The 14,513-nt window shown below is 69.6% G+C and carries 6 protein-coding genes and 1 tRNA gene; 1 reads left to right on the top strand and 6 read right to left on the bottom strand.

What is annotated here, in order from left to right; genetic code table 11:
- Positions 1-61 precede the first annotated feature (61 nt).
- The 4 genes from QIT00_RS27820 to QIT00_RS27805 form a co-directional block, all read right to left on the bottom strand.
- Positions 62-922, bottom strand: a complete 861-nt coding sequence (locus QIT00_RS27820) for a helix-turn-helix domain-containing protein (protein WP_408909866.1) — start codon at positions 920-922, stop codon at positions 62-64.
- A gap of 249 nt (positions 923-1,171) precedes the next feature.
- Positions 1,172-3,922 (bottom strand): DNA translocase FtsK, encoded by a 2,751-nt coding sequence (locus tag QIT00_RS27815; RefSeq protein ID WP_282538168.1) that lies wholly within the window; start codon positions 3,920-3,922, stop codon positions 1,172-1,174.
- A gap of 117 nt (positions 3,923-4,039) precedes the next feature.
- The gene (locus QIT00_RS27810) at positions 4,040-4,723 is read right to left on the bottom strand and encodes a response regulator (RefSeq protein ID WP_282538167.1); all 684 of its coding nucleotides are present in this window, start codon (positions 4,721-4,723) and stop codon (positions 4,040-4,042) included.
- A 254-nt stretch (positions 4,724-4,977) separates the two neighbouring features.
- A complete protein-coding gene (locus QIT00_RS27805) occupies positions 4,978-10,521 on the bottom strand; it encodes a HAMP domain-containing protein (protein WP_282538166.1) in 5,544 nt (1,847 codons plus the stop codon).
- A gap of 276 nt (positions 10,522-10,797) precedes the next feature.
- Between QIT00_RS27805 and QIT00_RS27800 the strand changes: the two genes are divergently transcribed.
- Positions 10,798-13,467 (top strand): SpoIIE family protein phosphatase, encoded by a 2,670-nt coding sequence (locus QIT00_RS27800; RefSeq protein ID WP_282538165.1) that lies wholly within the window; start codon positions 10,798-10,800, stop codon positions 13,465-13,467.
- An 87-nt stretch (positions 13,468-13,554) separates the two neighbouring features.
- On the opposite strand, the gene QIT00_RS27795 is transcribed toward QIT00_RS27800, so the two are convergent.
- Both QIT00_RS27795 and QIT00_RS27790 read right to left on the bottom strand, forming a co-directional pair.
- Positions 13,555-13,627: transfer RNA gene (locus QIT00_RS27795), tRNA-Thr, on the bottom strand.
- A 105-nt stretch (positions 13,628-13,732) separates the two neighbouring features.
- Positions 13,733-14,410, bottom strand: coding sequence for a DegT/DnrJ/EryC1/StrS family aminotransferase (locus QIT00_RS27790; protein ID WP_282538164.1), 678 nt, complete (start codon positions 14,408-14,410; stop codon positions 13,733-13,735).
- Positions 14,411-14,513 lie beyond the last annotated feature (103 nt).

Genomic DNA, 14,513 nt, shown 5'->3' with positions numbered 1-14,513 from the left:
CCGCGGCAAGCCCGAGACCCGGCTCCCCGAAGGGAACCGGGCCTCGCGGCGGCGTCCGGGGTCAGCCGACCTCGGGCGCTCCGCCGTTGTCGCCGCGGGTGTACGACAGGCGCTCGACCTGGCCGGGCTTGAACTCGTCCTTGACCTCCTTGCCGTTGACGAAGAGCTTGATGGCTCCCGCGTCACCGAGCACGAGGTCGATCTTCTGCTTGTCCGTGAAGGACTTGGACTGCCCCTCCTCCAGGAGGCCGTCGAACATGATCGCGCCGTTGTGGTCCTTCGCCGAGATCCAGCTGCGGCCCTCGGTGGCGCTGACCATCACGGTGACCTTGTCCTTCGGGGCGCCCGCGATGGCGCTGTCCGTCGGGTCGGGCTTGGGGTCGGGCTTGTTGGGGGCGGGCTTCGACTCGGTGTCGCCGCTCGTCGGGGAGCCCTCGGCGACCGGGTTCTTCGAACCCTGGCCGTCGCCGCCGCCGTTGAACAGCGTGAAGCCGACGAAGCCGATCACCGCGACGATGGCGGCGACCATGGCCGCGGTCCAGTTGGGCCGCCGCGGTTCGGCCCGGATGCGCTCGGCCTCGAAGAGCGGTGCGGCGGGCGTGGGAGCGGGCCGGCCGCCGTGCTCGGCGTCGTACTGCGCGACCAGCGGTTCGGGGTCGACGCCCACGGCGCGTGCGAGGGTGCGGATGTGGCCGCGCGCGTACACATCGCCGCCGCAGCGGGAGAAGTCCTCCTGCTCGATGGCGTGCACGATCGGGACGCGCACCCGCGTGGCCGCGCTGACTTCTTCGACGGTGCGGCCCGAGTCGATTCTCGCCTGCTGGAGGGCACGGCCGACCGAAGGCCGGTCGTCTTCGTGGATCGAAGGACGGTCTTCTTCGGGAGAGTTGCCGACTTCTTCAGGAGAGTTGCCGATGGACACGAGGGCGCCTTTCGAGCGTGCAGCCACCTGCTGGACGTTCAGTCTAGGGGGGGTACGAAAGGGTGAGGCAAGCGGGCGGATGCAGTTTGTACGCCATTCGTACGCGATAGCCATGGCCGGTCTCACCAGTGGCGAACCGCCGGTGAGGCATCCTTCCGTCTCCCCTTCCGACTCTTTCCAACTTGACGTACGGGAAAGGGAAACGGTTGCCTGCCGAATCCTTTCGGTGGAGTCTCGGCTGACGGGTTCCTACGGTTGAGCCTCCCCGCGGATCACGGCGAGCACTCCATCCAGTTCGTCAGGCTTCACAAGAACGTCACGAGCCTTGGATCCCTCGCTGGGCCCGACGATGTTGCGCGACTCCATGAGGTCCATGAGCCGGCCCGCCTTGGCGAAGCCCACGCGGAGCTTGCGCTGCAGCATCGAGGTCGATCCGAACTGGGTGGAGACGACCAGCTCGGCGGCCTGGCAGAGCAGGTCGAGGTCGTCGCCGATGTCCTCGTCGATCTCCTTCTTCTGCTTGGTGCCGACGGTGACGTCCTCGCGGAAGACCGGCGCCATCTGATCCTTGCAGTGCTGCACGACCGCGGCGACTTCGGCTTCGGTGACGAAGGCGCCCTGCATCCGCGTCGGCTTGTTCGCCCCCATCGGCAGGAACAGTCCGTCGCCCTTGCCGATCAGCTTCTCGGCGCCGGGCTGGTCGAGGATGACGCGGCTGTCGGCGAGCGAGGAGGTGGCGAAGGCGAGGCGGGACGGCACGTTGGCCTTGATCAGTCCGGTGACGACGTCGACGGAGGGCCGCTGGGTGGCGAGCACCAGGTGGATGCCGGCGGCCCGCGCGAGCTGCGTGATCCGCACGATCGCGTCCTCGACGTCCCGCGGCGCCACCATCATCAGGTCGGCGAGCTCGTCCACGATCACCAGGAGGTACGGGTACGGCTGCAGCTCGCGCTCACTGCCCTCGGGTGCCTGCACCTTGCCGTTGCGGACGGCCTCGTTGAAGTCGTCGATGTGCCGGAAGCCGTACGCCGCGAGGTCGTCGTAGCGCAGATCCATCTCCCGTACGACCCACTGCAGTGCCTCGGCGGCGCGCTTCGGGTTGGTGATGATCGGGGTGATCAGGTGCGGGATGCCCTCGTACGCGGTGAGTTCCACGCGCTTGGGGTCGACCAGGACCATCCGGACGTCCTCGGGCGTCGCGCGCACCATGATCGAGGTGATCAGGCAGTTGATGCAGGAGGACTTTCCGGAGCCGGTGGCGCCGGCGACGAGGATGTGCGGCATCTTCGCCATGTTCGCCATGACGTAGCCGCCCTCGACGTCCTTGCCGAGCGCGACCAGCATCGGGTGGTCGTCCTCGGCGGCGTCGGCGAGGCGCAGCACGTCCCCGAGGTTGACCATCTCGCGGTCGGTGTTGGGGATCTCGATGCCGACGGCGGACTTGCCCGGGATGGGGCTGATGATCCGCACGTCCGGCGAAGCCACGGCGTACGCGATGTTCTTGGTCAGGGCCGTGATCTTCTCGACCTTCACGGCGGGGCCGAGTTCGACCTCGTACCGCGTGACGGTCGGGCCGCGGGTGAAGCCGGTGACGGCCGCGTCGACCTTGAACTCGGTGAAGACGGTCGACAGCGACTCCACCACCGCGTCGTTGGCGGCGCTGCGGGACTTGCCGGGGCCGCCGCGGGTCAGCAGGTCGAGGGAGGGCAGCGCGTACGTGATGTCGCCGGAGAGCTGCAACTGCTCGGCGCGCGGCGGCAGATCGCGGGGCGCGTCCGGGGCGGCCTTGGTGAGGTCGGGGACGGAGCGCTCGCCGCTGTCGTGCTCTTCGGGCGGCCGGCGCCGGGCCGGCTTCTGCCCGGCGCCGCGGGCCGTCGGGACCGGCGTCGGCGTGGTCTCCTCGGGGCGTTCGGCGGGTGAGACGCCCTGGGTGAGGTCGGCGACGAGCGGCGAGGGCGGCATGCCGTGCAGGACCGCGCCGTCGAGTGCGGCGGCGGCAGCGGCGGCCACGTCCACGGCGTCCATCGGCTGGTCGAAGTCGGGCTGCGCGCTGGGGCGTCGGGGCCGGCGGCCGCGCTTGCTGAGCGCCTCTTCCTCGGCGTGGTCGGGGTCGTACGCGTCCGGCGGGCTCTGGCGGCCGCGGCGCTTCGACTTGGCGGGCAGGGACTCGCGCCACTGCTCTTCGTAGCGCGCGTCGTCCTCGGTGAACTGCTCGGCGGCGGCCTCGGGTTGGACGATGCCGAGCGTCTCGCCGAGCTGGCGCAGCCGCTGCGGAATGGCGTTCACGGGCGTCGCGGTGACGACGAGCAGGCCGAAGACGGTGAGCAGCACGAGCAGCGGTACGGCGAGGACCTCACCCATCGCGAAGGCCAGCGGCCGGGAGACGCCCCAGCCGATCAGCCCGCCCGCGTCCCGTATGGCCTCGATGCCCTCGCCGCGCCCCGGCGACCCGCAGGCCATGTGAACCTGCCCGAGCACGCCGATGACGAGCGCGGACAGGCCGATGACGATCCGCCCGTTGGCGTCGGGCTTCTCGGGGTGGCGGATGAGGCGTACGGCGATGGCGCCGAGCAGCAGCGGTACGAGCAGGTCGAGCCGGCCGAAGGAGCCGGTGACGAGCATCTCGACGAGGTCACCGACGGGGCCGCGCAGGTTCGACCAGGTGCCGGCCGCGCAGATCAGGGCGAGGCCGAGCAGCAGCAGCGCCAGCCCGTCCTTGCGGTGGGCCGGGTCGAGTCCCTTCGCTCCGCGCCCTATGCCGCGGAACATCGCTCCGACGGCGTGGGCGAGGCCGAGCCAGCAGGCGCGCGCGAACTTGTACACGCCGCCGGTGGGGTTGGGGGCCGGCTTCGGTGCGGGCTTCTTCGCCGCAGCCTTCTTGGCGGGAGCCTTCTTCGCGGGCGCCTTCTTCGCCACGGCCTTCTTAGCCGGAGCCTTCTTGGGGGCGGCCGCCTTCTTCGCGGGCGACGCCTTCTTGGCTGCGGACGGACGTGAGGCCATGAGGGTGAGGTTACCTGCGCGGGCCACGGCGGACACGTGTGCCCACCGCTTCACCCGTTCGTGTCGCCCTTGCGGGGTCCGGCAACTGACACCTGCTCAGCGGCCGGTCCGCTTCCGTCAGTTCTGCGTGGGCAGCGTGGGCGCACCGCTGTCGGTGCCGGGCTCCAGGGCGTCAAGTGCCCTGCGCAGGCCGGTCAGTTTGCGCTCCAGGTGGGCGGCGGTGGCGACGGCGGCGGCGTCCGCCGAGTCGTCGTCGAGCTGCTTGGAGAGCGCCTCCGCCTGCTCCTCGACCGCGGCGAGGCGGGCGGAGAGCTCGGCGAGGAGCCCGGTGGACTCCTGCGCCTCGCCGACGGCCGTCCTGCCGCCGCCCTCCAGCTGGAGGCGCAGCAGGGCGGCCTGCTCGCGGAGTTGGCAGTTCTTCATGTACAGCTCGACGAACACCGAGACCTTGGCGCGCAGCACCCACGGGTCGAAGGGCTTCGAGATGTAGTCCACCGCGCCCGCCGCGTATCCGCGGAAGGTGTGGTGGGGGCCGTGGTTGATGGCCGTGAGGAAGATGATCGGGATGTCCCGGGTCCGCTCGCGCCGCTTGATGTGCGCGGCGGTCTCGAAGCCGTCCATGCCCGGCATCTGAACGTCCAGCAGGATGACCGCGAAGTCGTCCGTGAGCAGTGCCTTGAGCGCTTCCTCCCCGGACGATGCCCGCACCAGCGTCTGATCGAGCGCGGAGAGGATGGCCTCCAGCGCAAGCAGATTCTCCGGCCGGTCATCGACCAGGAGGATCTTGGCCTTCTGCACCATGGCCCGTCCTCCTCGTCCCGGCTGAGCACCGGTCGCCGCCCCAGGGGACGACTCCGTCTCGCCGCCCGTCCTTGTGCCGGTCATGGTAACTGCACCCCACTCGTCGCCACACCCTGTCACCGCGATGTCACTGTGCCCGTAGCAGAAACGGCGCGGGAACCGGGAAAGTTCCCCGATCCCCGCAGCCTTACACGGAATCGGCCACGTTCAGTCAGCGACTACGCCTGGTCTGTCCGCGAATACGTCATGACGTATCACTCTCCGCTCATCCACCGCTCCATGACCGAAAGAAGATGATCCGGGTCGACCGGCTTCGTGACGTAGTCGGACGCACCGGACTGGATGGCCTTCTCCCGGTCGCCCTTCATCGCCTTCGCGGTGAGCGCGATGATCGGCAGCCCGGCGAACTGCGGCATCCTGCGGATCGCCGTCGTCGTCGCGTAGCCGTCCATCTCCGGCATCATGATGTCCATCAGGACCAGCGTCGTGTCGTCGTGCTGCTCCAGGACCTCGATGCCTTCCCGGCCGTTCTCCGCGTACAGCACCGACAGGCCGTACTGCTCGAGGACGCTCGTCAGCGCGAACACGTTGCGGATGTCGTCGTCGACGATCAGGACCTTCTCGCCGCCGAAGTGGAACGTCGGGCGCGCGTTCTCCTCCGGCTCGTCCGCGGGCCACTGCTCGGGCGCCGACTGCGGTGCGGCGGCCGCCGGGGACGGTGCGGCGGAGGGCGCGGGGGCCGGCTGGCCGGGCAGTGCCGGGCGCTGCTCCGGGGCCTGCACGCTGCGCCTGCGCCGCCGGAACAGCGTCCCGGAGTTCGCCGTGGGCGCCGCCTGCGGCTCCACCGACGGCTCGGGCGCGCTCTCCTGCTCCGCCGGAGCCTCGTCCTCCGGCACCGCGGGCAGCGCCGCCGTCATCGCCATCCCGGCCGGCAGGACCGGCGGCAGCTGCGAGTAGCCCTGCGGCGGCAGCTCGCTCGGATGCAGCGGCAGGTACAGCGTGAACGTCGAACCACGGCCCGGCTCGCTCGCCGCGTGGATCTCGCCGCCGAGCAGCCGCGCGATCTCCCGGCTGATCGACAGGCCGAGGCCCGTACCGCCGTACTTGCGGCTCGTCGTGCCGTCCGCCTGCTTGAACGCCTCGAAGATCACGCGCATCTTGCTGCCCGCGATGCCGATCCCGGTGTCGGTGACCGAGAACGCGATCAGGTCCGCGCCCGCCTCGCGCAGCGAGCCCGCCTCAAGGAGCTGCTCCCGAATGCCGTCCGGCACATCGGAGTTGGCTGGCCGGATCACCAGCTCGACCGCACCGCTCTCGGTGAACTTCACCGCGTTCGCCAGGAGGTTCCGCAGCACCTGGAGCAGCCGCTGCTCGTCCGTGTTCAGCGTCGCGGGCAGCTCCGGCGAGACCCGTACGGAGAAGTCGAGTCCCTTCTCCGCCGTCAGCGGCCGGAACGTCGCCTCCACATAATCCACCAGCTGTACGAGGGCGATCCGCGTCGGCGAGACGTCCATCTTGCCCGCCTCGACCTTCGACAGGTCCAGGATGTCGTTGATCAACTGCAGCAGGTCCGAACCCGCCCCGTGAATCGTCTCCGCGAACTCCACCTGCTTCGGCGAGAGGTTGCCCTCCGCGTTGTCCGCGAGCAGCTTGGCGAGGATCAGCAGCGAGTTCAGCGGCGTGCGCAGCTCGTGCGACATGTTCGCCAGGAACTCCGACTTGTAGCGCATCGAGATCGCCAGCTGCTCGGCGCGCTCCTCCAGGACCTGCCGCGCCTCCTCGATCTCGGTGTTCTTCACCTCGATGTCGCGGTTCTGCTGGGCGAGCAGCTCGGCCTTCTCCTCCAGCTCCGCGTTGGAGGCCTGCAGCGCCTTCTGCCGGTTCTCCAACTCGGCCGAGCGCTCCCGCAGTTGCTCGGTCAGCTCCTGCGACTGCTTGAGCAGCACCTCCGTCTTCGTATTGACGGAGATGGTGTTCACCGACGTCGCGATCATCTCGGCGATCTGGCTCAGGAAGTCCCGCTGGATCTGCGTGAACGGCTGGAACGACGCCAGCTCGATCACGCCGAGCACCTTGGCCTCGAACAGCACCGGCAGCACGATCACCTGGGCCGGCGGCGCGTCCCCCAGACCGGAGGCGATCTTCAGGTAGCCGGACGGGGCGTTCTCCACCAGGATGGTGCGCCGCTCCGTGGCGGCCGTACCGATCAGCGTCTCGCCGGGCTTGAACGACGTCGGCATCGAGCCCATCGAGTAGCCGTAACTGCCCATCATCCGCAGCTCGTACGCCTCGTCGTCGTCCTCGACCGCCAGGTCGGCGCCGTCGTCCGTGGGCGTGGCCACGAAGAACGCGCCGTGCTGCGCCGACACCACCGGCGTCAGCTCGCTCATGATCAGGCCCGCGACGTCCTCCAGATCACGGCGGCCCTGCATGAGACCGGAGATACGGGCCAGGTTGCCCTTGAGCCAGTCCTGCTCCTTGTTCGCGATCGTGGTGTCGCGCAGGTTGGCGATCATCGTGTTGATGTTGTCCTGCAGCACCTGGATCTCGCCCGAGGCGTCCACGTCGATCTTCAGGTTCAGGTCGCCGCGGGTCACCGCCGTCGCGACCGCCGCGATCGCGCGCACCTGCCGGGTCAGGTTCCCGGCCATCTCGTTCACGGACTCCGTCAGGTCGCGCCACGTGCCGTCCACGTCGCGCACCCGCGCCTGACCGCCCAACTGGCCCTCGGTGCCCACCTCTCGGGCCACCCGGGTCACCTGCTCGGCGAACGACGACAGCTGGTCGACCATCGTGTTGATGGTCGTCTTCAGTTCCAGGATCTCGCCGCGTGCGTCGATGTCGATCTTCTTCGTCAGGTCACCCTTGGCGATGGCCGTCGTGACCATCGCGATGTTGCGCACCTGACCCGTCAGGTTGGACGCCATCGAGTTCACCGACTCGGTGAGGTCCTTCCACGTACCGGCGACGCCCGGCACCCGCGCCTGACCGCCCAGGATGCCGTCGGTGCCCACCTCGCGGGCGACTCGGGTCACCTCGTCGGCGAACGAACTCAGCGTCGTCACCATGATGTTGACCGTGTCCGCGAGCTGCGCGACCTCGCCGCGCGCCTCCACCGTGACCTTCTTCGTCAGGTCACCGTTGGCGACCGCCGTGGCGACCTGGGAGATGTTCCGCACCTGACTGGTCAGGTTGTTGGCCATCAGGTTCACGTTGTCGCTCAGGTCCTTCCAGATGCCGATGACACCCGGCACCCGCGCCTGACCGCCCAACTGGCCTTCCGTGCCCACCTCTCGGGCGACCCGCGTCACCTGCTCGGCGAACGACGAGAGCTGGTCCACCATCGTGTTCACCGTCGTGACGAGTTCGAGGATCTCGCCCTTCGCGTCGACGGTGATCTTCTTCGACAGGTCACCGTTGGCGACCGCCGTCGTGACCTCGGCGATGTTCCGCACCTGACTGGTCAGGTTGTTCGCCATGCCGTTCACGGACTGCGTGAGGTCCTTCCACGTACCCGCCACGCCCTGCACCTCGGCCTGGCCGCCGAGGATGCCGTCCGTACCCACCTCGCGGGCCACCCGCGTCACCTGCTCGGCGAAGGCCGACAGCTGGTCCACCATCGTGTTGAGGGTGTTCTTCAGCTCCAGGATCTCGCCGCGCGCGTCCACGTCGATCTTCTGCGACAGGTCACCCCGCGCCACCGCCGTCGCCACCTGCGCGATGTTGCGCACCTGACCCGTGAGGTTGCCCGCCATGCCGTTCACGGAATCCGTCAGGTCCCGCCACACACCGGCCACACCGGGCACCTGCGCCTGACCGCCGAGGCGGCCCTCCGTGCCCACCTCGCGGGCCACCCGGGTCACCTGGTCCGCGAACGCGGAGAGCTGGTCGACCATCGTGTTGATGGTGTTCTTCAGCTCCAGGATCTCGCCGCGCGCGTCCACGTCGATCTTCTGCGACAGGTCACCCCGCGCCACCGCCGTCGTGACCTGCGCGATCTGCCGCACCTGTGACGTCAGGTTCCCCGCCATGAAGTTGACGGAGTCGGTCAGTTCCTTCCACGTACCGCTGACGCCGTCCACGCGCGCCTGACCGCCGAGGCGGCCCTCCGTACCCACGTCACGGGCCATCCGGGTCACCTGGTCGGCGAAGCTCGACAGCTGGTCCACCATCGTGTTCACGGTGTTCTTCAGCTGGAGCATCTCGCCGGACACGTCCACGGTGACCTTCTGCGACAGGTCACCGTTGGCCACCGCCGTCGTCACCTGGGCGATGTTGCGCACCTGGCCCGTGAGGTTGCGGAAGGCCGTGTTGACCGAGTCCGTCAGGTCCTTCCACGTACCGGCCGCGCCGACCACCTGCGCCTGGCCGCCCAGCTCACCCTCGACACCGATCTCCCGTGCCACCCGCGTGACTTCGGAACCGAAGGCCGACAGCTGGTCCACCATCGTGTTGACGGTGTTCTTCAACTCCAGCATCTCGCCCGCGACATCGACGGTGACCTTCTGCGACAGGTCACCGTTGGCCACCGCCGTCGTCACCGTCGCGATGTCCCGCACCTGCGTCGTCAGGTTCCGGAAGACCGTGTTCACCGAGTCGGTGAGGTCCTTCCACGTGCCCGCCGCGCCCGGCACATTGGCCTGACCGCCGAGCTGGCCGTCGGCGCCGACCTCGTTCGCCACGCGGGTCACCTCGTCGGCGAACGTGCGCAGCGTCTCCGTCATCTGGTTGATCGTTTCGGCGAGTTGGGCCACCTCGCCGCGTGCGTTGACCGTCACCTTCTGCGACAGATCACCGCTCGCCACCGCCGTCGTCACCTGCGCGATGCCGCGCACCTGCGCCGTGAGGTTGCCGGCCATCAGGTTCACCGAATCGGTGAGGTCCTTCCACACACCGGCCACGCCCGGCACCTTCGCCTGGCCGCCCAGCTCACCCTCGGTACCGACCTCGCGCGCGACCCGGGTCACCTCGGACGAGAACGACGACAGCTGGTCCACCATCGTGTTCACGGTGTTCTTCAGCTCGAGCATCTCGCCCGCGACATGAACGGTCACCTTGCGTGACAGATCACCCTTGGCCACGGCCGTCGTGACGAGAGCAATGTCACGTACCTGCGCGGTGAGCCGGTACGCCATGGTGTTGACCGAATCCGTGAGGTCCTTCCACGAACCGGACATACCGCGCACCCGGGCCTGACCGCCCAGCTTGCCCTCCGTACCGACCTCGCTGGCCACCCGCGTCACCTCGTCGGTGAACCGCGACAGCTGGTCGACCAGGTTGTTGACCGTACGGCCGACCTTCAGGAACTCACCCCGCAGCGGATGCTGGGCCACGCCGTCGGGAGCGGGCGCCTTCAGCTCCATACGCTGCTCCAGGTCACCCTCCGCGACCGCGGAGAGCACCCGGCCGACCTCGGAGACCGGACGTACGAGATCGTCCACCAGCGCGTTGGACGCGTCGATCGCCGCCACCCACGAGCCCTCGCCGGCACCGTGCTCCAGGCGCTCCGTGAGCTTTCCCTCACGCCCCACCACGCGCCGCACCCGCGCCAGCTCACCGGTCAGGTGCAGATTGCGGTCCGCGACCTCGTTGAACACGGCCGCGATCTCGGCCATCACACCGTCGTTGGAGACGGTCAGACGCTTCCGGAAATTGCCGTCACGCATCGCGACGAGCGCCGTGAGCAGCCGGTTCAGAGCCGCGGTGTCGACCGCGGTGGTCCCACTTCGCTGTTTGCTTCGGGACGGGCCGCCTTTTGCGCGCGTGCCAGTGCCACGCGCCGCCGCGCCAGACTCCACTGTGTCCCTCCCGCAGGGGTCGACCACTTGCTTGGGCACTCCGCCTTCATTCGGAGCCTGCCCAGTGTTTCACCATGCCCGAACCAGGCCATAACAGTTCGGCAGCTTTGCACAGCGTCCCCGCACCCTCCGGGCGGAAACACTGTCGACCGGCATCCGCATGGACCGCGAAGGTAAGTAACCTGGCATCCGGCTGTCCAACCACCCCGGTACGCCCGGCCTGGGCGGCGGAAGGCACAACGGCGGGCAGACGCGCATCGGAGGGGCGGCCGCAGCATGGGCATGGGAGATCTCGGCGTCGACACTCGAACTAGGAGCAGTGTGATCACCGCGCGGGCGGCTGCCACCTTCGACCCCGTCGGACGGTCCGTGGCATCCGCCAGGACGTTCGTCCGCGACACCCTTCAGGGCTGGGGCCACGGCGACATCGTCGACGACGCGGTCGTCCTCACCAGCGAGCTCGTCACCAACGCCGTCGTGCACGCCGGCACCGCGGCCGACGTCCTGTGCCTGCGCTCCGACGACGCGGTACGCATCGAGGTCGCCGACCGCTACCCGGAACGCGAGATCCCGCTCCAGCAGTCCGTGCACACCATGGGCAGCCCCGACCGCGAAGGCGGCCGCGGCCTGCAACTCTGCGCGGCGCTCGCCGCCCGCTGGGGCGTGGACTACACCTCCACCCACAAGCAGGTCTGGTTCCAACTCGACCTCCCGGAACGCATGGTGGGCACCCGCACGGCAGGCCCCGAGATCGCCACCGACCTCCTGCCGCTCGCCGACACCCGGGTCCGCGTGGCCGTGGTCCAGATCGACCGCACCGGCAACGTCTCCGCCTGGAACGAGGACGCCGAGACACTCTTCGGGTACCCGGCGGAGAAAGTCAACGGCAAGCCGCTGACCGACCTCGCCGCCTGGCCGCACACCCCCGGCACCGGCACCGGCATCGCCGAGGCCCTCCAACTCTCCCGCTGGGAAGGCAGTTACGGCATCCGCGGCGCCGACGGCCGCGTCATCCCGGTCTACGCCTCCCACCTCCGCGTACGCGACACCGACGGCGAGCCCTCCACGGTCTGCCTCCTCGTCCGCGACCACGAACGCGCCGTCCTGCAGACCCCGTTGCGAGGCCCCGCACCCGACGCCGCCTCCGTCCCCGACGGCCAGGCCGGCGCCGACCCCTTCGACGCGTTCATCGGCTCCCCTCCGCCCGACGACCTCGACGGCCTCCTCCAGCGCACCGTCGAACGCGCCCGCGACATGCTCGACGGCGACGCCGCCTTCCTGCTCCTCGCCACCGACGACGAGACGGAGCTGGAGGTCCGCGCCTCCACCGGCCTGCCCTCCGCCCGCCAGCGCTTCGCCCGCGTCCCCGTCGAAGCCGGAACGGGACGGTACGGATCCGCCCGGATGCCCTCCGTGCACGAGGACCTCGCCGTCGTCCCCGGCGCCTCCCCGCTCCTCAACGGCACCGGAATGCGCTCCGTCGTCACGGTCCCGCTGAAGGTCGAGGGCCGCCTCACCGGCTCCCTCGGCGTCGCCGCGGAGAACCCCGGCCGGTACTCCAACGAAGAGGCGCTGCGCCTCCAGTTCGCCGCCGACCGCATCGCTCTCGCCGTCGAGTCGGCCCGCCTCGGCGAGCTGGAGCGGCTCCGCAGAGGCTCGCTCTCCTTCCTCGTCGAGGCCTCCGACCTGCTGGCCGGCACCCTCGACCGCGACCAGACCCTGGCGCTCATGGCCCAGATGACGGTCCCCACCCTCGCCACCTGGTGCGCGGTCTACACGATCGCCGACCAGTCCTCCGAGCCGTATCTCTCGTACGTCCTGCACGAGGACGAGGAGCGCATCGACGGCCTCAAGGCCCTGCTCTCCCGCATCGCCCCGCCCGACCCCGTCCCGACGCCGGGCGCCCGCGTGTGGAGCGCCCCCGCCGACGCCGCGCACCAGGCCGCCCTGCGCTCCTCCATGCGCACCCTCGGCCTGGGCGAGACACCCCAGCTCGGCATGGGTATCGGCACGTCGCTCGCCACAGCGGCCGCGGTCGGCGGCGAGACCGTCGTCCTGCCCCTGGTCGCCCGCAACCGCGTCATCGGCATGCTCACGCTCGGCAAGCCCACCGAGGAGCACTTCCGCCAGGAGATCCTCGAACTCGCCGAGGACCTCTCCCGCCGCGCCGCCCTCGCCCTCGACAACGCCCGCCTGTACTCGGAGCGCATGGCCATCAGCCAGTCCCTCCAGCGCAGCCTCCTGCCGCCGGAGCTCCCCGAGGTCCCCGGCGTCGAGGTCGAGGTCATCTACCGCGCGGCCGGCGAGGGCAACGAGGTCGGCGGCGACTTCTACGACCTGTTCCCCATCCGCGACGGCGCGTACGGCTTCGCCATCGGCGACGTCTGCGGTACGGGCCCGGAGGCCGCCGCCGTCACCGGCCTGGCCCGCCACGCACTCCGACTCCTGGCCCGCGAGGGCTTCGGCGGCCCGGCGGTCCTGGAGCGCCTCAACGCCGCGATCCTCGACGAGGGCGCCCGCAGCCGCTTCCTGACGCTGCTCTACGGCGAGTTGTGGCCGCAGGAGGACGGCTCCGCGATCCTCAAGATCGTCTGCGCCGGCCATCCGCTCCCGCTCCGCCTCCGCCAGGACGGCACGGTCGAGCCGTACGCGGAACCCCAGCCGCTCCTCGGCGTCATGGACGACCTGGAGCTGTACGAGCAGACGACGACGCTCGACCCGGGCGACGTCCTGCTCTGCGTCACGGACGGCGTCACGGAGCGCCGGGAGGGCACGCGCATGCTGGGCGACGACGGCCTCGCCGACGTCCTCACCACGTGCACGGGCCTGACCGCCGGCGCCGTCGCTGCCCGCATCATGCGCGCCGTCGAACGCTTCGCCTCGGACGCCCCGTCGGACGACATGGCGATCCTCGCGATGCGCGTCCCGGAACCCCACCAGGACTGAACCCGGGGGGAACTCAACTGCCCCCGTACAACGCGTACAACGCGAAAAGGCCCCGCCCGAATCAACGGGCGGGGCCTTCTGTGTCGGAGCCCCCATGCGGAATCGAACCGCAGACCTTCTCCTTACCATGGAGACGCTCTACCGACTGAGCTATAGGGGCCTGTTGTCCTCGCGGTCTCCCGCGCGGCAACGGAATAGATCATACCCCGTTTCAAAGGATGCCTCGAACCACCGGCACGCACCGGCACGCACCGGCACATCACGCTCAGAACGCGGGCTGCAGCAGTCCTCCGAGCGCATTGCACGCGGACACGAGCCGCTGGAGTTCGCGCCGCGTCATGCTTCCCTGAATGGGCAGAGCGAGCGTCTCGTCGGCGGCCCGCTCGGTTTCGGGCAGTACGACATCCCGCCGGAACTCCGGCAGCCGGTGCACGGGCGTCTTCACCGGAACCCGGCAGTCAACTCCCTTGCCCCTTATGGCCCGTGCGAAGGCGTCCCGATCGGGCCGCCCATTCCCGGGCACGCGCACGACGTACTCCTGATACGTGTGCCCACGCGTCGGCTCGGGTGTCCGCACTCCGGTGAGCCGCCCGTCGAGGTACTTGGCGTGCGCCTGCCTCCGCGTCACTTCACCGTACGACTCGCTGCTCTCGCCCTGTTCGAGGACGAGCAGCCCGCGCCGGCGCCCGACTTCGCCCAACTGCCCCATGTCCGCGGGGCGTCCGAAGCGATGAACGACGATCACGGCAGCTGTCCGGGCCGTGGCTACGGCTTCAACTGCCGCTGCGTCCAGGCAGTACGTCTCCGGGTCGATGTCCGCGAACACCGGCAGCCCTCCGGCCTGGACGACCGCTTCGGCCACGTCGGCGTTCCCGTACGCAGGCACGATGACCTCGTCACCGAGTCCGACGCCGGCGGCCTTGAGCATTCCAACTGTCCCCATACCTGGGGATGTTGGTGGCCCAACGTGAACACGAGGTGACGCAAAACAAAAAGACGCTGGTCCCCGAACCGAAGTTCAGGGACCAGCGTCTTCATCAAATTTA

The sequence above is a fragment of the Streptomyces luteolus genome (assembly GCF_029968015.1).
Lineage (GTDB): Bacteria > Actinomycetota > Actinomycetes > Streptomycetales > Streptomycetaceae > Streptomyces > Streptomyces luteolus.
The sequence above is the reverse complement of the archived record's forward strand: the minus strand, read 5'-3'. Positions and strand labels throughout refer to the sequence as shown.